15 protein-coding genes are annotated in these 18,520 nt (G+C 61.2%); 7 read left to right on the top strand and 8 right to left on the bottom strand.

The genetic code is table 11. The annotated features are described in order from the left end of the window. On the bottom strand, positions 1–648 hold the full coding sequence (locus ACUXH0_RS20515; protein ID WP_182594569.1) for a TnsA endonuclease N-terminal domain-containing protein: 648 nt from the start codon (positions 646–648) through the stop codon (positions 1–3). A gap of 354 nt (positions 649–1,002) precedes the next feature. Between ACUXH0_RS20515 and ACUXH0_RS20510 the strand changes: the two genes are divergently transcribed. The 4 genes from ACUXH0_RS20510 to ACUXH0_RS20495 all read left to right on the top strand — a co-directional run bounded on the left by ACUXH0_RS20510 (position 1,003) and on the right by ACUXH0_RS20495 (position 4,945). Continuing rightward, on the top strand, positions 1,003–1,281 hold the full coding sequence (locus ACUXH0_RS20510) for a metal/formaldehyde-sensitive transcriptional repressor (protein WP_012435739.1): 279 nt from the start codon (positions 1,003–1,005) through the stop codon (positions 1,279–1,281). Between the two features lie 7 nt (positions 1,282–1,288). Next, entirely contained in the window at positions 1,289–2,593 is a 1,305-nt protein-coding gene (dmeF, locus tag ACUXH0_RS20505; RefSeq protein WP_182594570.1) for a CDF family Co(II)/Ni(II) efflux transporter DmeF, read from the top strand. 131 nt (positions 2,594–2,724) lie between these two features. Then, the gene (locus ACUXH0_RS20500; protein ID WP_182594571.1) at positions 2,725–3,678 is read left to right on the top strand and encodes a hypothetical protein; all 954 of its coding nucleotides are present in this window, start codon (positions 2,725–2,727) and stop codon (positions 3,676–3,678) included. Between the two features lie 343 nt (positions 3,679–4,021). After that, positions 4,022–4,945 (top strand): cation diffusion facilitator family transporter, encoded by a 924-nt coding sequence (locus ACUXH0_RS20495; RefSeq protein ID WP_182594572.1) that lies wholly within the window; start codon positions 4,022–4,024, stop codon positions 4,943–4,945. Here the strand turns inward: ACUXH0_RS20495 and ACUXH0_RS20490 are convergent. Continuing rightward, positions 4,942–6,549 carry a sensor histidine kinase gene (locus ACUXH0_RS20490; RefSeq protein ID WP_182594577.1) on the bottom strand — a complete coding sequence of 536 codons (1,608 nt, stop codon included), beginning with the start codon at positions 6,547–6,549 and terminating at the stop codon, positions 4,942–4,944. The genes ACUXH0_RS20495 and ACUXH0_RS20490 overlap by 4 nt on opposite strands. 77 nt (positions 6,550–6,626) lie before the next feature. Here ACUXH0_RS20490 and ACUXH0_RS20485 point away from each other — a divergent pair, with 77 nt between their 5' ends. Continuing rightward, complete coding sequence (locus tag ACUXH0_RS20485; RefSeq protein WP_012435734.1) at positions 6,627–7,232, top strand: response regulator transcription factor; 606 nt, start codon at positions 6,627–6,629, stop codon at positions 7,230–7,232. A gap of 29 nt (positions 7,233–7,261) precedes the next feature. On the opposite strand, the gene ACUXH0_RS20480 is transcribed toward ACUXH0_RS20485, so the two are convergent. Then, positions 7,262–10,426: an efflux RND transporter permease subunit gene (locus tag ACUXH0_RS20480; protein WP_012435733.1), complete on the bottom strand. Its 3,165-nt coding sequence runs from the start codon at positions 10,424–10,426 to the stop codon at positions 7,262–7,264. Positions 10,427–10,438: 12 nt separating this feature from the next. Then, positions 10,439–11,659 carry an efflux RND transporter periplasmic adaptor subunit gene (locus ACUXH0_RS20475; protein WP_182594573.1) on the bottom strand — a complete coding sequence of 407 codons (1,221 nt, stop codon included), beginning with the start codon at positions 11,657–11,659 and terminating at the stop codon, positions 10,439–10,441. A gap of 137 nt (positions 11,660–11,796) precedes the next feature. Here ACUXH0_RS20475 and ACUXH0_RS20470 point away from each other — a divergent pair, with 137 nt between their 5' ends. Then, a complete protein-coding gene (locus tag ACUXH0_RS20470) occupies positions 11,797–13,314 on the top strand; it encodes an efflux transporter outer membrane subunit (RefSeq protein ID WP_012435731.1) in 1,518 nt (505 codons plus the stop codon). A 39-nt stretch (positions 13,315–13,353) separates the two neighbouring features. On the opposite strand, the gene ACUXH0_RS20465 is transcribed toward ACUXH0_RS20470, so the two are convergent. Further along, positions 13,354–14,142 carry a hypothetical protein gene (locus tag ACUXH0_RS20465; RefSeq protein WP_182594574.1) on the bottom strand — a complete coding sequence of 263 codons (789 nt, stop codon included), beginning with the start codon at positions 14,140–14,142 and terminating at the stop codon, positions 13,354–13,356. Positions 14,143–14,480: 338 nt separating this feature from the next. On the opposite strand from ACUXH0_RS20465, the gene ACUXH0_RS20460 reads away from it, so the two are divergent. Beyond that, positions 14,481–14,864 carry a hypothetical protein gene (locus ACUXH0_RS20460; protein ID WP_233902599.1) on the top strand — a complete coding sequence of 128 codons (384 nt, stop codon included), beginning with the start codon at positions 14,481–14,483 and terminating at the stop codon, positions 14,862–14,864. 31 nt (positions 14,865–14,895) lie between these two features. On the opposite strand, the gene ACUXH0_RS20455 is transcribed toward ACUXH0_RS20460, so the two are convergent. The 3 genes from ACUXH0_RS20455 to ACUXH0_RS20445 form a co-directional block, all read right to left on the bottom strand. Continuing rightward, the gene (locus ACUXH0_RS20455; RefSeq protein ID WP_182594575.1) at positions 14,896–16,539 is read right to left on the bottom strand and encodes an Nramp family divalent metal transporter; all 1,644 of its coding nucleotides are present in this window, start codon (positions 16,537–16,539) and stop codon (positions 14,896–14,898) included. 43 nt (positions 16,540–16,582) lie between these two features. Next, positions 16,583–16,789 carry a hypothetical protein gene (locus ACUXH0_RS20450; protein ID WP_012435727.1) on the bottom strand — a complete coding sequence of 69 codons (207 nt, stop codon included), beginning with the start codon at positions 16,787–16,789 and terminating at the stop codon, positions 16,583–16,585. A 236-nt stretch (positions 16,790–17,025) separates the two neighbouring features. After that, complete coding sequence (locus tag ACUXH0_RS20445) at positions 17,026–18,369, bottom strand: carbohydrate porin (RefSeq protein WP_259393734.1); 1,344 nt, start codon at positions 18,367–18,369, stop codon at positions 17,026–17,028. Positions 18,370–18,520: the final 151 nt, after the last annotated feature.

The following is an 18,520-nucleotide window of genomic DNA, read 5'->3' as shown; positions in this document are numbered from 1 at the left end:
CTAGCTCGGTAGAAATAGCTGCGTGCTATCCGTCAACGGAATCTGCAAGTCCGCTTGGATTTCGCCGTGAGCAACAAGATGCCAAAGCACGGGAATCAGGCCTGCGCGCATCTCTAAGGTGTCCGCCAAACTACCAAGTAGTGTCTCGGGGGTCGTTGGACTGTCCAGCCGGCGCATCGCAGCAAGCAAGCGCTCCACTGCGACCGGGTCCGCGGGCGTATGGCGATACCGATGCAGAAACTTCAGGTTTTGAACGTGCTGCGTCCGGATGTCGATCTCTGTTCGGGTAACGAAGACCCAGCCTCTCTCTTCGGCGACGACAGTTGCCGCTGCAAACTTCTCGCGATACGTCTCGGCGTGTCGATCAAGGTATTCCCGCTTCTTGATTTCCACCAATTCTGGAGACCGCTGATTGCCCGACGGAGAACAGCGGTAGGTCACCAGCAGATCTGGAACATAAACTCGGCCGCGAGACAGTGGAATTTTGACCGGCTGACATTCGTACGATTCCACTTGGGGATCCGAGTCCAGCAGGAGCATGTACTCCTTCTCCAGAATCGACTCGAATTCAATGACCTCATCCGCCAGCGGGGAGGGATGACGTCCAGTGACAAAGAGGTAGTTCTTAGGGATCCGGCGCACCGGCATAAAGCGCTCCACAAAGCACACATCCGTGGATTCTTGCTTTCCCCACCCTGACTTGTCGACCCTCCATCGCGAGGGGGCTCAATGCACTGAGCGCGTTTCAGTCTAGGTCGCTGAGAGCAACTTATGTAGTGCACACACGGGGCCCTCCTGACTATCGATCGGGGGTGTAACGCACCGCGTTACCGATGGCGTTGCGGGCCGGCGGCAAGAAATCCCGCTCGCGTCACGCAGTCGGACATTTTCGCCGTCATATATGCAGAGGGCTACGTCCTTTGGTTCGGTGCAAATGTTGCTCCCTTGGCAGCCGAACTCAATGTAGTATACCCCCCTATAGTATATTTAATGAGGTGATCGATGAGCCACACCATCCGTGAGAAGCAGAAGCTACTCAACCGCGTTCGCCGGATTCGGGGCCAGCTGGATGCCATTGAGCGCGCACTGGAGGAGGAGCAAGGGTGCGCCCCCGTGCTCCAGCAGATCACGAGTTGCCGCGGCGCCATGAATGGCCTGCTGGCCGTCGTGCTGGAAGATCACATACGCACCCACCTGACCGAGGTGGATGACGAACATGAACACGCCGAAGGCAGCGCCAAGGAGCAGCTGATCGAGGTCGTGCACAGCTATTTCAAATGAGCCAGCCATGAGCAATTTCTACGACACGCCGTTCGGTATCGGTCATGACCACGTGTTCCTGGGCGCAGGGCACGAGAAAAACGAGCGCAAGACATGGGCCGTGATCGTGCTGTGCACGCTGATGATGGCCGCTGAGATCATCGGCGGCAGCATGTTTGGCTCGCTGGCCCTGGTGGCCGATGGGCTGCATATGTCGACGCACGCAGGCGCCATGCTGATCGCGGCGCTGGCCTACACATATGCGCGGCGCCACGCGAACGACTCACGCTTCGTGTTCGGTACAGGCAAGCTCGGCGACCTGGCCGGCTTCACCAGCGCCATCATCCTGGCGATGATCGCGCTGCTGATCGGCTACGAGGCTGTGGTGCGATTCCTCTCGCCGGTGCCGATCCACTTTAGTGAGGCGATCCCGATTGCGGTGGTCGGCCTGCTGGTGAACATCGCCAGTGCCTGGCTGCTGAGCGGTGGCGACCACGATGGCCACAGCCATGGCCACAGTCATCACCATGGTCATGCCCACGGACACGATCACGGCCCAGCCGGACTTGGCGACAAACATGCACACGGCAAGGAAGTGCAGCACATCAACGCGCCAGCAGGGGTGTTCGCGCTGTCGATCTTTGAAGACGACGTACCGCCAGTTTTCCGCCTAGCTGGAGAAACCACCCCGCTGCCCAGCGACGTGGCGACGGTGACCACCATCCGGCCGGACGGCAGCCGCCAGGAATTCCTGATGGTCCGCAAGGCGAACTACCTGGAATCCACCACAGAGATTCCGGAGCCGCATGCCTTTACTGCCGTGCTCGGCATCGGCGGCCAGGAATACAGCGTGGCCTTCGAAGAGCATGAGCACGATCACGCCGATGGACACGGGGCGCACCATCGCGACCACAACATGCGCGCGGCCTATGTGCACGTCTTGGCCGACGCCGCCATCTCTGTCCTGGCCATCATCGGGCTGTTGCTGGCCAAAACCTTCGGCTGGCTCTGGATGGACCCGCTTGCAGGTGTCGTCGGTGCGCTGGTCATCGCCAACTGGGCGTACGGACTGATGCGCGACACGGGTGGCATCCTGGTCGACATGACACCGGACAAGCACATCGGCGGCCGCATCAAGACTGCACTGGAAACCGATGGCGACGCACTGCTCGATCTGCACGTCTGGCGCATCGGCCCTGGGCACCTGGGCGTGGTGGTCTCTGTGGGCACACGCCAGGCGCATCGCGGGCCGCAGTTTTATCACGAACGGCTGCGGCGATTCCAAGCGCTGTCACACGTTACGGTCGAGGTTCATTCGTTACCGACCAAATAACCTGACGTCCGACCTGGACATATCCTCCGGACGATTAGAACGGGGGCGGTACCCCGCCATGTGGGTGCCGCATTCGCCCAACCAAAACAAGAAAACATTGTCGCGGCCTGACCGCGGACGCTCTCCCGGCCATGTACCACCCATCTCGATTTGCCCGCATTTGCGCGGCAGCGTTCGCTCTTGCTGCGCTCGTTTCCAGCCCATCGCATGCGCATGGCATTGCCGGCAACCGCTTCTTTCCGGGAACGCTGAATTTCGACGACCCCGCTGTTGCTGACGAATTTTCCATCACCGCCGGCGCTGTGCAGCACCCTGACAACAGCGGCAACGTCACGGATCGCGGCGCGACAGTCTCATTCGCGCGGTTGCTGACACCTGAGGTCTCGATCGGCTTTGATAGCGGCTTCATCCGGCGCGACTGGGACAGTGCACGCCAGCCAGGCGCAACCGGTTCCGACCTGATTCTCAAATCCCGGCTCTACGAAGACGATCTGAACGAGACGCTTGTTGCCGCCTCGCTGATCTATGGGCTGCCCCAGACCGGCGCCAAACGACTCGGCGCCAGCACGTCAGCGACCATTGCCCCCAGCCTGTATGTAGGTCAGGGGTTGGGTGCCTTGCCTGAGGCGTGGTCTTGGCTGCGGCCGTTGGGCATCACCGCTGGCGTCAGCGTGGCCGTGCCGACCAGCAAAACATCGGACAACTTGAGCTACGACCCGATGACGCGACAGTTCAACCCTGTGAGGACAGCCAACGTCACCACGGTGCATTGGGGGTTCGCATTGGAGTACAGCACGCTCTATTTGACGGATCGGTTTGTACCAGGCGTGCTCCCCAAAGAGGAGCCGCTCTATCAATGGGTCCCGTTGGTCGAATTCGCATTCGACTCACCACGGGGCCAGCGCACGCGCGGCACCGTCAACCCGGGCGTCGCTTATGTCAAGGATACGTGGCAGGTGGCAGCGGAACTGGTCCTCCCCTCGACCCACGGATCGACGCGCGGTGTCGGCGCGAACGTTCAGGTGTTGTTCTTTCTGGACGATTTCCTGCCGGCGCTGTTCGGAAAGCCGATGCTGGCTCAATAACGAATTGTCTTAGCGTGCATGTTCAAAATGGTCAATGGGGGCTTAGATTCGCCCCTTGCCAATTGCATCTGGCATGAGGCACTCGGTTCGATGCAAATGGCTATCTGACCCCGAGGCAATCTGATGCGGCTTGAGGCTGAAAGCGCCGCTTTCCTGGATCAGGGATCCCGGTACTGCACGTGTGCCCACCAGTGCTACAGCGAATGCGAACGCCTCTCATGCGGATTCTTTTCTGCGGCTACCGGTTATTCCCCAAACGGTCAATTCTCAACCTATGATCGCGGCCAAATTCAGGTGCTCGCCCTCAAGGTGATCGGTCCTCGACCATCAGACAAACAAGACCATGCAACAGTCAACAGAGATCGATCTCGACAGCGAGACGCCGGCCATGAAGCGCGCTGCGAAACGCAGCACGCTAGTAAGCGTAGGCGTCAATTTGGCCCTAACAGCCGCGCAGCTGGTTGCTGGCGTTCTTGCCCATTCACAAGCGCTGATAGCCGACGCGATTCACTCGCTTTCCGACCTGGTTTCGGATTTCGTCGTTCTCTTTGCCGGACACCATAGCCAGAAGGAACCGGACGCAGAACATCACTATGGTCACCTTCGGTTCGAGACAGCGGCATCCCTGGTATTGGGCTTGCTGCTGCTCGCCGTAGGCATCGGAATGCTTTGGAGTGCAGTGACAAAGCTGGAGCATCCGGAATCAATTTCACATGTGAAGTTGATTGGCTTGTGGGTCGCACTTGGCGCACTGGTGAGTAAAGAGCTGTTGTTCCGGTACATGCTGGCCGTCGCCGAACGCGTACGCTCCAGCATGCTGATAGCGAACGCCTGGCATGCTCGCTCCGACGCAGCCTCCTCGTTGGTGGTCGCACTCGGCATCATCGGCAATTTGCTTGGATTTCACCTGCTCGACCCGGTAGCCGCACTCATTGTGGGGTTGATGGTATCCAGAATGGGGTGGCAGTTTGGCTCGAATGCTCTGCACGATCTCATGGACAGAGCCGTCGATGAAGAGACAGCGACCGAAATTCGGCAAGTAATGCTCGGCACGCCAGGCGTGCTTGGCGTTCATGACGTTCGGACACGCAAGATGGGCGACATGATCCTGGTGGACGCGCACTTGGAGATCGAAAGCACCGCAACCGTGAAGGTCGGTCACGACATCGCGCTGGAAGCAAGGCGACGCGTCATGGAAAGGCATGACGTTCTCAATGTCATGACCCACGTCGATCCCGTAGACAGGCTCCCAGCCGGCACAAGCTAGCCGTTCAGTCGCGGTAAGAACACGTTGAATCTTGAGCCTTTGCCTTCTTCGCTGGTCACAGTGATCGTCCCTCGGTGCAGTTCCACGACCAGCTTCACCAAGTAAAGCCCGACACCTGCTCCAACCGTCCCTGCAACGTTGCCGCCGCGCACGTAGCGCTCGAACAAGCGCTCGATATCGCGCTCTGGTATGCCCAGGCCCCGGTCTTCCACAGTTACCGACACACCGTCGGCATCGCTGCGCATACGCACACTGACCGGTGCGCCTGGCGGCGAATACTTAACGGCGTTGCCGACAAGATTGCTGAAGGCCTGGAATAAGAGCCGGGCATCGCCGAAGAATGTGTTCGGCTCATCCGTCTCTATGCACACCTCGATCCGAGCGCTCGGCGTGCCTTCCAAGTGCATTTCGCAAACCTCGTGCAGAAGCGCTGCAAGCGGGAAATCGGTGCGCCGCATCGCTGCTGGCGTCGTGGAATCCAGCCACTGCGAAGAGTCGAGCAAGTGATCCATCAGGTGCGTCATGCGCTGCACGGCCGCCCGGATTTTCCCGCAGCGTTCTTCTAGCGCCTCGGGCTGCAACGCATCACGCGTGCGTATCAACCGCTGGGCCTGGCCGTCAATCACGCCCAGTGGCGTACGGAATTCATGCGACGCCATTGAGATGAAATTGCGTTGGAGTTCGGCCATGCGGCGCTCTTTGTCAAGCGTCTCCTGCAATACGGCCGCCTGGGCGGTCAGTACATCTTTGCTGCGCCCCAGTTCGATTGTGTTTTCTCGAAAACGCGCCACGGCTTGCGCGATGTCGCCAATCTCGTCGTGGCGGTCCAAGCCTGGGATGTCGATCTGGGTATCGTTGTTGGCAACGCGGTGCATGCGATCCACTAGCACGGCAATCGGGCGCGACACGGCATAGACAAGGTAGATCACGGCCAGCACGACCAGACATGCCGCCACAACGATCGCCCCAACGATGAGTTGCCGCGCATCGTGGTAGGCCTGCGCCTCTCGCTCGGTTTCTGCCGTGGCGCCAGCGACACTGCGTTCGGTCATCACGCCCAAGGTGTCGTTGGCCAAGTCGAATGCGTGTTTGGAATCCGCGTGATAGAGCCGCGCAGCACCCGCTACGTCGCCTGCCTTGGCAGAAATCATCAGCCGTCGCGCAAGCTCGCGATACGTGTTCCATTGGGTGACAAACTGGCTGTAAAGCTCGTGCTCGGCGCTGTCGTGTTCGATCTTGTCGTAGCGGGCCTGGGACGTGGCAATCGCTTTGTCGAGCATGGCGACCTGTTCGTCGGCGGCTCGCAGGTCAGCGCGTGATGAGGCGATCAGAAAATCGCCTTCGGCCGCGCGATAATCCGAGATGTAATTGTTGAGGTCGCCCAGAATCCGGCTGTTCTGCAGCCAGCGCCCGCTGATCTGCGCAGATACGCTGTGGAAGCTCGCCAGTTGGTCGATACTGAAAGCGCCGACGCCGACCACTAGCAGTAAAAAGATCACGAACACCAGCGTCAGCCGGACACGGATGGGACGCAAGATCAACGGCGATGCGATTCCAAAGCGCCGCCCGTCTGGCGCGGCTGTGACCGTTTTTGGCGATTGCATAGGTAATGTCCTGCGCAGTTTTCCTTGACGACGTCGTGAGCGGAGCATCAGTCACCATACCACCAGTTGAAATCCCCATGAAGCCAGCCAACCCCAAGATCCTCTGCATTGAAGACGACGTTGAAACCGCCGAGTTGATCACCGAAGAACTGGCCGAACACGGCTACACCGTGATCACGGCGAACGATGGTGAGTCCGGGCTGGCGATGCTCCTGCGCGAAGCCCCCGATCTGGTGCTGTGCGACGTAGGCATGCCGGGCATGACCGGGTTCGAGTTGCTGGAGCAATTGCGCACGCTCGCGCCACGTTATGCTGAAATTCCGTTCGTCTTTTTGACGGCGATGGCGCAACGCGACTCTGAACTGCGTGGGCGTCGCCTGGGTGCTGATGACTATGTGACCAAACCGGTCGACTTCGAAATCCTGATGAGCATTGTGCAGACCCGGCTCGCCAGACGGCCGCGCACGCATACCGCACATCCGCCCGTACAACTGAGCGAGCGTGAGGTCGAGGTGCTAGCATGGTCTGCGCGCGGCAAGACATCGGGTGAGATCGCCACGATTCTTGGGCTCTCCAAGCGCACGGTCGATTTCCATATGGACAATGCGCGCGAAAAGCTGGGCGTCGCCACGCGCATCGAAGCCGTGGTCAGGGCTTCCAGCTCGGGCATTATCAAACCATAGGGGCCGCCGCACGAAGCGGCGGCCATCGCTCAGACCGGCGCTTCCTCAAGGGGCGAGTCTTCAGGCGGCTCCTTGCCGAGGAATACCATCCGCAACGCAGGCACGATCACCAGCAGCATCAACGGGCCCACCAACATGCCGCCCACAACCACGGTGGCTAGGGGCCGCTGCACCTGGCTGCCGATGCCCGTGGAAATCGCCGCCGGGAACAGGCCGATACACGCCGACAGGGCCGTCATCAGCATTGGCCGCATGCGCTGTTGCGCCGCATGGAACATCGCTTCAGTTGGCTGGAGGCCGCGCTCCCGGCGCAAGTCGTTGTAGTAGGTGATCATCAGGATGCCGTCCATGACCGATACACCAAACAACGAGACGAACCCAATGGCCGCCGAGACGCTGAAGTCCAGCCCCGTCAGGAACAGTGCCGCTACCCCACCGGTGATCGCAAACGGAATACCGGCCAGCGCCATCAGGCTATCGCGCAGCGAATTGAACAGTCCATAGAGCAGGACCAGAATCAACAGAATGCTGATCGGCACCATGACCGCGAGCCGCTGCTTGGCCTGTTCGAGTTCTTCAAACTCACCTGCCCACTCGATGCGGTAGCCTTGCGGCAACTTGACGTGCTGGGCGATGCGCTGCTGCGCTTCTTCCACCGTGCCGCCCAGGTCGCGCCCGCGTACACTGAACTTGACCGGAATATAGCGGGCGTTCTTCTCGTGATAGATGTACGACGCCCCCGTATCCAGCGTGATGTCAGCCAGCGCCGAGAGCGGAATGTAGGCGTTGCCGCCATTCGCGTTCGAGTAGGCGACGCGGATGTTGCGCACCGCATCGATTGTGGCACGGTACTCCGGGGCCAGCCGCACCGTCAGTGCAAACTGCCGATCGCCTTCCAGGATGGTGGTCGCCTGAGAGCCCGACAGGGCCGCTTGCACCACGGTGTTCACATCCCCAGTGTTGAGCCCATAGCGCGCGGCCGCCTCACGGTTGATGCGCACGTTCAGGTTCGGTTGACCGAGCACGCGGAAGATGCCCAGGTCTGTGATGCCTTTGACCTCGCTCATCTCGCCCTGTACCTGATCGGCAAGCCGCTCCAGCACCTGCAGGTCCGGGCCGATGATCTTGACCGAGTTGGCCCCCTTCACGCCCGACAACCCTTCTTCCACGTTGTCCTGGATGTACTGCGAGAAGTTCAGGCCGACCCCGGTGAACTCACTGGTGAATTCTTTCTGGATCTGCGCGATCAGCTTCTCCTTGGTCATCCCCGCCGACCATTGGTCGAACGGCTTGAGGGGCACGAAGAATTCAGCGTTGTAGAAGCCCGCGGCATCACTGCCGTCGTCGGGGCGACCGTGGGCCGACACCACCGTGCGCACCTCGGGGTGCTTGAGCAAAATCTGGCGCATGCGCGCGACCGGTACCACGCCCGATTCCAGCGACGCCGTTTGCGGCATCGTCAGCCGAATCCACAGGTTGCCTTCTTCAAGCGCCGGCAGGAACTCCGTACCCAGCAGCGGCATGAGCGCCGCCGTTACCGCCAGCACGACCGCGCCGATCGTCACGGCAATGCGCCGGTTGGACAAGGACCACGTCAGCGCAGGCTGGTAGACCTTGTGCAACGCGCGAACGAGCCAGGTTTCCTTCTCTTCGATCTTCTTGGGCAGCAGGTACGAGCACAGCGCCGGCGTGACCGTGAAGGTGGCGATAAGCGCGCCCGCCAACGCGTAGCCATAGGTACGCGCCATCGGGCCGAAGATCTGGCCTTCCACCCCCTGCATGGTGAACAGTGGAACAAATGCGGCCACAGTGATCAGTGCGGAGAAGAACACCGCGCGATCGACCTGCAGCGCACTGACGAAAATCATGCGCAAGCGCTCCGGCACGCGGAAGCCCAGCATCTTCGCGTCACGGCTCATCAGCAGGCGCGTCTGCTCCGCCGCCGGCATCTGGAAGTTGCGGAAGATGTTTTCGACCAGGATGACCGACGAATCCACGATGATCCCGAAGTCCACCGCGCCCACCGATAGCAGGTTGGCGGATTCGCCGGTCAGCAAGAGGATCAGGATGCTGAAGAACAGCGCAAACGGAATGTTGGCGCTAACGATGATGGCGCTGCGCAAATCGCCCAGGAAGATCCATTGGATGAAGAACACCAGCAGGCAGCCAAACAGCAGCGCATGCATGACCGTGTGCGTGGTGACCGAGACGAGCTCCGAGCGGTCGTAGTAACGCTCGACCTTCACGCCTGCCGGCAGCGTGCCATCGGTGTTGATCTTGTCCAGCTCGGCCTTGACGCGCGCCACCACGTCGTTGGTCTGCATGGTGCGGTTCATCACCACGATGGCGGTGACGACGTCGCTTTCGTTGTCACGGCCGGCAATGCCCAGACGGGGCGCGAAACCAATCTTCGTCTTCGCGACATCCTTGACCTGCACGGGCACGCCATTGGTCTGCGTAAGGACGATCTTGTCGATGTCCTTCACGTCTTGGATCAGACCCACGCCGCGGATGTTGACTGACTGCTGGCCAAAGTTGATCGTGCGCCCGCCGACGTTGATATTGGCGTTACCGAGCGCCGTCATCATCTGCGGCAGGGTGACGCCATAGGCTTCCAGCTTCTTCGGGTCGACCTCGACGTCGTACTCCTTGGTCGTGCCTCCCCAACTGACGACCTGCGCCACGCCCGGTACGGTCTTCAGGCGGCGCTGCAACACCCAATCCTGCAAGGTGCGCAGGTTGGTCAGGCCAAAGTGGGGCGGGCCCTTCAACTGATAGCGCACCACTTCCCCGACCAGGCTGGACGCCTGAATTTGCGGCTGCACATTGTTGGGCAGGCTGACGTTCTGCTGGAGGGCAAGTGCCGCCTGCGTGTAAGCAAAGTAGTAGTCGATCCCGTACTTAAAGGTCACGCGCACGAACGACAACCCATAGAACGACGTGGAGCGGATGTTCTCCACACCGGGCGTCGCCGCGAGGCCGATCTCCATCGGCACGGTGTAGTACCGCTCCATTTCTTCGGCCGACAGACCGGGCGTTTGCGCCGTGATTTCGAGAATGACGGGAGCGGGGTTGGGGTACGCCTCGATGTTGAGCTTGGAATACGCGAACAGCCCTGCCGTCACGAACGCCAGCAGGAACAACAGGATCAGCGGCCGTCGCAGCAGCGACAGCTTCAGAATCGCTTTGAGCACGGTGAACTCCCCTCAATCAGCGCTATTGACGCTGCCGGAGGCAGCCGTGCTCAGATACAGTGCCCCTTCGTTGGCGGCCAGCTCGCCTGCGTTCAGGCCTTCGAGCACCTGCACAAAGCCATCCTGCTCCAGGCCAAGCTTGATCACGCGCCGCGCAAAGCGCTTGCGGTCGGTCGTAACCCACGCGGTCATGGTGCCGTCGCCTTCGCGGACCACGCCGTCCATCGCCAACGCTGGGGATTGGATGGGCGCGCCGGTGGTGATGTCGAATGAAGTGAACATGCCGGGGCGCAGTTCGTGCTTCGGGTCGTCGATTTCCGAACGCACCAGGATGCGGTGCGTGTTGGCGTCGACCGATGCACCCACGGTGGTGATCTTGCCGTTGAAGACCCGGCTTGGGAACGCCATGACGTGAATCTTGACCGGCTGGCCGACGTGCAGCAGCGGTGCATCGGCTTCCGGCACGAACGCCTGCATCCACATGGTGGACACATCAGCCACCGTGAATGGCGCCGTACCGTTGCCGGGCTGCAAGAGCAAGCCTGGCTGCGCGCTGCGCGCGGTCACCTGGCCCGAGATCGGGCTCACCACCGTCAGCAGCGAATCAGTCTTGCGCGTCTGCACGATCTGGTCCATCTGTGCGGGCGTCTTGCCGAACACAGCCAGGGCTTCACGCACGGCCTTGTAGGCCGCCTCGGCGGCTTGCTGGTCGGAGATAGCCTGGTCCAGATCCTTCTGTGCCAGGCCCTGGATCTCATACAACTGGCGCGCACGAGCGAGCGCATCAGTCGTCAACTTGCGCGTACCAGCAGTGGAAATCAGCGTGGATTCCGCTTGCACCAGATCAGGGCTGTCGATATCGAACAGCGGCTTGCCCTTGGCAACGATGTCGCCCACCTTGGCGTAGGTGTTGCGGATCTTGCCTTGGTACGACGTGAAGACCTGCACAGCGCGGTCCTCGTTGAAGTCGATATTGCCCACCGCCTCGCGCCGGTTGGCGAATTCGCGCAACTCTACGGGCGCAACCTTGATGTACTGCAATTGGCCCTGGCTCAAGGTCACGGCCTGCCCATCGCGTGAGGGTGGCGCTGGCACGGTGACCGGCGCGGCTGCATACGATGGTGCGGGCGCAGCTTCCGAGCGCTTTTGCCCCCAGATTCCCCACATCAGGCCGCCAACGACCAACCCGGCGACAACGCCCCCAATGGCTGCGGACTTGTAATCAACCTGCACAGCAGTACCCCAGTTGATAGAAATTTTGCCCGCATGATGCTGCCCGCACGTGGAGCGGTCTACTGTGATGAATCACAGTTCGCAACGATTCGACGCCCCCATAGAATCGGCGCCATTCGACCAAACTGGGTGCTTCCATGCCCGCCAACACTGCCCACGGCATGCCATCGTCCGCCACTGTTCTTCTGCGCCTGACCATCGTGGCGGCGGCATGCCTGTTGACCGCCGCCTGCGCGGTCGGACCGGATTTCAAGACTCCGGATGCTCCGAAAGTGACTGGCTATACGCCCAAGCCGCTGCCGCAGCAGACATCGGCTGCAGCCACGCAGGGCGGCGAAGCACAGCGCTTTGTCTCGGGGATGCCAGTTTCCGATCAATGGTGGAAGGCGTTCCAGTCAGAAAAGCTGAACAAGACGATTGCCGATGCGATTTCCGCCAGCCCCACGCTGGCCGCCGCCCAGGCTGCACTGCGCGTGGCGCAGCAGCAAACGCGCGCGCAACAAGGAGCGTTCTTCCCAATGCTGCAGGGCTCGTATCAACCGAGCCGACAGCAAAACGCCGTCGGCACGATTTCGCCCACGCTCACCTCTGGCGCACCGATCTACACCCTGCACACCGCGCAGCTCACGGTGAGCTATGCCCCAGACGTCTTCGGCCTGAACCGCCGGCAGGTGGAATCACTGAAGGCCACCGAAGAGGCACAGTACTTCCAGATGGAGGCGGCTCACCTCACCCTTGCGTCCAACATCGTGGTGGCGGCAGTGCAGGAAGCCTCGCTGCGCGCGCAGATTGAAGCGCAACAACGCATTGTCGGCATCAATACGCAGTTGCTCGACAACCTGCACAAGCAGTTCGCGCTGGGCGCGGTAACGGGGCTGGATATTGCAGCTGCCGAAACGGCGCTTGCGCAGGCCGAGCAGGCGCTACCCAACCTGCAAAAGCAACTGGCGGTTCAGCGCGATCTGTTGGCTGCACTGGCCGGCAAGCTGCCTAGCGAAGGCATCGCCGAGACGTTCACCTTTGCAGACTTCACGCTGCCGCAGGACTTGCCCGTGTCGCTGCCATCGGATCTCGTCCGGCAGCGCCCTGACGTGCGCGCAGCCGAAGAACAGCTGCACGCCGCAACAGCGCAGGTGGGCGTGGCGATCGCCAATATGCTGCCCCAACTGACGATCACCGGCACCAAGGGCGGCACCGCAGAAATCTTCAGCCAGATGTTCCGGGACGGCAACGTCTTCTGGAGCCTGGTCGGCAATGTGGCGCAGACCTTCTTCGATGGTGGTGCGATGCTGGCGAAAAAACGGGCAGCCGATGCGGGGGTCGATCAAGCGGAGGCACAGTACCGTGGCACCGTCATCACTGCATTCCAGAACGTCGCCGATACCCTGCACGCGCTAGATGCCGATGCCGACGTGCTGAAAGCCGCGCTCAGATCCGAACAGGCAGCACACCGAACTCTAAACATCACGGATAGGCAGCGCGCGATCGGCCAGGTCAACATCCTCGCGGTGCTGAATGCAGAACAGGCCTACCAGACTGCTGTGCAAGCCACGATTGGGGCGCGTGCAAACCGATTCGCCGATACGGCAGCGCTGTTTCAAGCCCTAGGTGGCGGGTGGTGGAACCGGCCCAACGCTGACGTCGCACGGCGCTAAAACCGATGAGGCGCCAGCCTTCTCGCTGAGGGCTGACGGTTAACTCAATGGGACTTCAAAGATCCATTTGAACGTCCACCGGTCGGTGGCGCGCGTTAAGCCTCTGCCCACGCCAAAGTTGAAAACGAACGGCTTGCGATCCACGTCAAACGCGAGAAAGGCCGTGTGCTGTTGTTCGTATAATGGCAAGACATGGTCGACGCGACCCAGACCGGCGTAGTACTCCAATCCGGCACGAATGCCTGTGGACACCGTACGGGCGATCTTGAGGGCCGGGGCGAATTCAGGCACGCCACTGCGATCCTGGCCGGAGAGATTCCAGTCGAGCACCGGGTTGAGCGCCCATAGCCATTGCTCATTCTGATAGCCATAAATCGGCCGGAGCTCTACCGCTTGTTGTGATTGCTCAAAGCGACTTGCAACATGAGCAAGCTCGACGTTGAGACCAGCGAAGTAACCGACACCGTCTTCGGGTCGGACGGGCATCCATTTGACGCGCACCTTTGGCCCGGTGACGTAGTAGGTATTTTCGCGCGTGAGCGCGGTTGGGACGTACACACCGAGTTCCACCGAAGGCGTCAAGCCGTAAGAGAATTCAGCAGTGCCCCGCCAGCCATGCGGTGTCGTGACCTCGCGCGGATAAGACGGTCCTCCAATGCCGCTTGGCGTCGTGTTCAGATGCAACTCCAGTCCAAACTCGCCGGGCGCGTTGATGTCACCGGTGTAGACCTGAATCTCATCAGGAAGGACGGCATACGCCGGAAGCGCAGTTAGACCCAGTACCGTTGCGATGACTCCAACAAGGCTGGATAAGCGAGTGTGTTGCATGGGGGGCTCCAATTTCTGGCAGCCGAAGCATAGACGTCGTGCATGCGTTTTTCCGAATAACCCGGTGACGCAAACGAAAACCTGCATGAGATGCGTTTTCGTTTTCACTCTGTCGGTCTTCCTCTTTTACCGCGTTCGACAAATAGCGCACTGTGATTTGTACGGTATCACTGTGTGGGAGACGTGACCTACATTGAATGGAGGGCAGGACTTTTCAAGTATGCGCTATGCCTATCGAACAGGTTCGTGGCCATAGGTCCAAATGGAGTATCAAGAGGCAGATGATGGTAGGAGTTCTCAGAATGCGCTCTCTTCCTTCCGCACTGCAGATGCGCACCATGAGCACAATGCTGGTCATGTCCCTCGCCGGTTGCTCGACTATCTATGAAGGCAAATATGCCTACGACGAGGGATGGAGACTCGGAGAAATCGAAAAGATTGGTGCACCAGCGGATCTGGGGCGGTTCGGAGCGCTGTGCCGCCAAAGGCGAGACCTGTCTGCAGCGTATCCTCCGGTTGCTGTCGTAAGGTTCGACTTCGGAACCACGGCCGGCAGATATATGCATAGCAGCCATAAACTGCAACACGTGGTGGTGCAACTGCCTCTCGACAGCCCGTTGAAAAAGGACGCGCACGTATACGTGAACATCCGGGATTGCGAGCAACCCCTTGTCCCCGTTGGCAAACTGGACTCAAAACCGCTTCAGCTACCCGGCGCGTGAGGCAAGATGTATGTAGGCTGTTGGCCTAGCCTCATCCCGTCACCAGCCCAGCGATCCGCACCAGCACCAGTCCAGCGGCCACCACGAGATAAGCCCGCAGCACAAACATCCACGTGCGCTTGAGCGGTGTCCAACGTGCTGGCGTGAGCTGCTCCAGCGGCGGCATGGTCCAGTGGTCGCGATCGAGCACGCTCACGCGCAGTGGATGCTGGGATCGATGACTGCGCCGCTCGATGTGCCACAACACCAGCGACATGACAATGGCGATGAGCGAACCGCCGATCAGGATCGCGCCGATCTCGAATTCGCCGATGCCGGGAAACAGCACCGCCGCCGTCAGGATGACGGAGAGCATCACCAGCACCGCCACCACACCGCCGGTGAAGATGTTCATCGCGCGGCCGTTCGTCCAGGGGCCCAGCACAGCCTTGTCATTGCACAACAGCAGCAGGAACACCGTCGCGCTCGGCAGCAGCACGCCGGCCAGTGATTGCACCGCGTTGGTCAACAGCCCGAGCGGCACACCCGGCGTCAGCACCAACCCTGCGGCCAGCAGCGTCAGCCCGAAGTAAATCGCATAGAAACCCTTGGCCTCCGTCGGCTTGCGATGCAGCGAATGCCGTACAGCGAACACATCGCCGATAGCATAGGCCGTGGACAGCGACACCGCGCATGCGCCGATGATGCTGGCGTCCAACAGCGCGATCGCAAACAGCACACCGGCCCAGCGGCCCGAGTGCGCTTCCAACCCTTTCGCCGTGCCCAGTGCATCGGTGTAGTTGCCAAACTCTGGCGTACCGTGGAAGGCCTGCGCGCTGAAGGCGATCATCGCCACGGCACCGGCAATCACGAGCACGATGCCCAGCCACAGGTCCGCTCGCTCATAGCGGATGAAGCGCGCGGTGATCCGCTTGTCGATCACGTAGCTCTGCTGGAAGAACAACTGCCACGGCGCCACCGTCGTCCCCACGATGGCGATGATCAGCAGCATTACCTCCGCCAGCGGTGCACCGGCCGGTAGAGCAGGCACGAAGAAGTCGCGCGCCACCTGCCCCATCGGCGGGTGCACCATCACAAAGATGGGAATAAGCGTGAGGCTGCCCGCCACCAGCAGCAGCGCAAAGCGCTCGAAGCGGCGGAAGTCGCCCGTGGAGGCGGCCAGCATCACCAGCGCGGCCGCTGCACACACGCCCCAATGACGCGGGATGCCGAGATACTCCAGCGCCAGGCTGATGCCGATGAATTCCGTCACCAAGGTCAGCGCGTTCACCAGAAACAGGTCGATGACGGAGAAGCTGCCCCAGAACTTGCCGAAGCGCGCAAAGATCAGCCGCGCATGGCCGACGCGCGTGACGGCGCCCAGGCGCAGCACCATCTCCTGGTTCACGTACAGCACAGGGATCAGCAGCAGCAACGTCCAGAGCAGCGTGGTGCCGTAGTTCTGCCCGGCCTGCGTGTAGGTGCCGAAGGCGCCGGCATCGTTGTCGCCGACCATCACGATCAGGCCGGGCCCGAGGATGGCGAGCAATGTACGCAAGCGCGCACGCCAGCTATCACGCGCGCCGGTGTCATGGTGGGCGATGGTGCCGAGCGCCCCACGGATGTCGCCCACATGGGCGTCGTCGAGAGCGGCATGACGTGGTGGTGTGTCGATGCCCGAAGTCAGTTGGGTCATAGCGACCTCCGATTTGTTATTGGGTGATTGGATGACCCACCGGTTACCAATAGGTGCGCGACAGCCGGACGGCAGCGGCAGCGTAGCCGTGGTTGGAGAGCGGCTGCCCACCGTCGTCAGCACGCCGGTTGGAGGTGGCGGGCACGGCGTTGGCACGCTCGGGCGCACCGGCCCGGGCCTGCACGAACGGCGAGCTGAACGGCAGCGCGATTGCCGAGAAACGACGGGCGGGGATGTTGAATTTGCGCATAGGTACTCCTCGCCACATGCGCACGACGGGTGCATGGCATGCGGCAATCGCCGCACAGGGGTCGTCTTACCCTGGCGGCAGATTCAAACAATCAAGGAGCGATGCAGACACCGCTGCCTTGCCTGGGCGGCAAGTCAGCAGCAGGGAAAACCGTGCGGCGGACTGGCCTAGTGGGAAACTGATGTGGTTGTCGGATAAGGTCGACTCGGACTGTCCATATGGGTCCTCCGTAGGCGTTAGAACTCCGCGTGGGCACGAATGCCAAAGAACTTGGCAGGCCCGCGGTCCCGGTTGTAACCGGGGTTCTGGATCAACTGAAAATCGGGGCTGAGCGTGATGCCCTTGACCGGTTGAAAGCTGTAGAACACTTCGAGTATGCGCTCGTGGCCATAGTTCAGTGCGCCGTCACCCAGGAAGGCGCCGCTGCCGCCCGCCGCCAGATAGGCACGATGATCCGGGCCCAGCATGTTGAGCGAAAAGGCCGCCCCCAACACATCATTCGGCCGCCCCCAGGACGTGCCCTTGAGCAGACCGCCGAACGACACGTTGCGGCCCGCCTCGGTAAAAGCATAGGTCTCGGTCTTGTCATCCGACCAGTTCAGGCGGGTGAACAGGCCCAGGTTTTCGCCCACTTTCTGCTCGAACGACAGGCCGACGCCCACCTTGGCGTGCTCGCGCCGCACCTGGCTCAGGTCTGGCGCGGCACCGGTGGCCTGCCCGAGCGCAATCGCATCATCAAAGCGGCCCATGCGCGCGAAGTTGCGCCAGCCCAGCAAGCGCACCTTGCCCTCCTGGCCGAACAGCGTGTAGCGCTTTTCAAGCTCCACCATGTCGCCGTAGTGCTTCAGGAAACGCGTGTCGAGCGGCAAACCATTGGACTCGACCGGCTGGAGGAAACGGCCCGCGCGCACCGCCCAGCCAAGCTCGCTATCGATGTACTCGAGCGCAAGCCCCCAGCTGTAGCCGCGAGCATCCGCTGCATAGTCGAACGACGGATGCGTCATGAACGACCAGTTCAGGAACTGCGTGCGCGGATCGTGCGCGTACTCCACTGCATCAAACACGTCGAGCACCGGCAGGTTGCCCACGGTCAGCACCACGCGGCGCTTGTCGACCACATCAGCGAACTGGTTGAAATCGGCATCGACCTTTTCCGTATCACCGCCCAGGCCCCAGGTCTGACGCAGGAACACGCGGGCGCGGTACAGCGTCGGGTCGGTGCCTGTGACCTTGGCCAACTCCCCGTTGGTCGGGCCGCCCAGACCATGCAGATCCGAGAACGCCTTGCCCATCACGACTTCCGGGTTGAAGTGAAACTCGCCACCCTTCCACAGCCGCATGCCCAGGTCGAGCGTGGTGCTGAAGGAATAGCTGGTGGCGCGATCCGCTGTCAGGCTGTTGTCACCGCTGTACGGCGACTTGAAAGCGGGCTTGGCTTGCCAGACCCAGGTGGATTGGCCATGAAAGCCAAAGCGGTCGCCCAGCTCGCCACCGGCGATGGGCAGCGCATCGGCAGCCGGTGAAGAAACGGGCGCATCTTCCGCGCGGGCAGCCTGGATGGAGACCGGCAGCAAAGCCATCACGGACAGCAACGCCGGACGACGCAGTGCAGCGGCGCGCACCAGAACCAGCGGACGGGTAATACCCCCTGAAATCCACCGCTGGGAGAAGTAGAATTTTCTCGTTAAGAGGGAGTTCTGCAGATGAAGAAGTCGAGATTCACAGATAGCC

It is taken from the genome of Ralstonia sp. 110700041-2, from assembly GCF_056280165.1.
This window is presented reverse-complemented; position numbering and strand designations above follow the sequence as displayed.

Excerpts from the sequence above, each read along its gene's own strand:
- ACUXH0_RS20515 (WP_182594569.1), bottom strand. The coding sequence starts at position 648 with ATGCCGGTGCGCCGGATCCCTAAGAACTACCTCTTTGTCACTGGACGT.
- ACUXH0_RS20510 (WP_012435739.1), top strand. The coding sequence starts at position 1,003 with ATGAGCCACACCATCCGTGAGAAGCAGAAGCTACTCAACCGCGTTCGC.
- dmeF (WP_182594570.1), top strand. The coding sequence starts at position 1,289 with ATGAGCAATTTCTACGACACGCCGTTCGGTATCGGTCATGACCACGTG.
- ACUXH0_RS20500 (WP_182594571.1), top strand. The coding sequence starts at position 2,725 with ATGTACCACCCATCTCGATTTGCCCGCATTTGCGCGGCAGCGTTCGCT.
- ACUXH0_RS20495 (WP_182594572.1), top strand. The coding sequence starts at position 4,022 with ATGCAACAGTCAACAGAGATCGATCTCGACAGCGAGACGCCGGCCATG.
- ACUXH0_RS20490 (WP_182594577.1), bottom strand. The coding sequence starts at position 6,549 with ATGCAATCGCCAAAAACGGTCACAGCCGCGCCAGACGGGCGGCGCTTT.
- ACUXH0_RS20485 (WP_012435734.1), top strand. The coding sequence starts at position 6,627 with ATGAAGCCAGCCAACCCCAAGATCCTCTGCATTGAAGACGACGTTGAA.
- ACUXH0_RS20470 (WP_012435731.1), top strand. The coding sequence starts at position 11,797 with ATGCCCGCCAACACTGCCCACGGCATGCCATCGTCCGCCACTGTTCTT.
- ACUXH0_RS20465 (WP_182594574.1), bottom strand. The coding sequence starts at position 14,142 with ATGCAACACACTCGCTTATCCAGCCTTGTTGGAGTCATCGCAACGGTA.
- ACUXH0_RS20460 (WP_233902599.1), top strand. The coding sequence starts at position 14,481 with ATGAGCACAATGCTGGTCATGTCCCTCGCCGGTTGCTCGACTATCTAT.
- ACUXH0_RS20455 (WP_182594575.1), bottom strand. The coding sequence starts at position 16,539 with ATGACCCAACTGACTTCGGGCATCGACACACCACCACGTCATGCCGCT.
- ACUXH0_RS20450 (WP_012435727.1), bottom strand. The coding sequence starts at position 16,789 with ATGCGCAAATTCAACATCCCCGCCCGTCGTTTCTCGGCAATCGCGCTG.
- ACUXH0_RS20445 (WP_259393734.1), bottom strand. The coding sequence starts at position 18,369 with ATGGCTTTGCTGCCGGTCTCCATCCAGGCTGCCCGCGCGGAAGATGCG.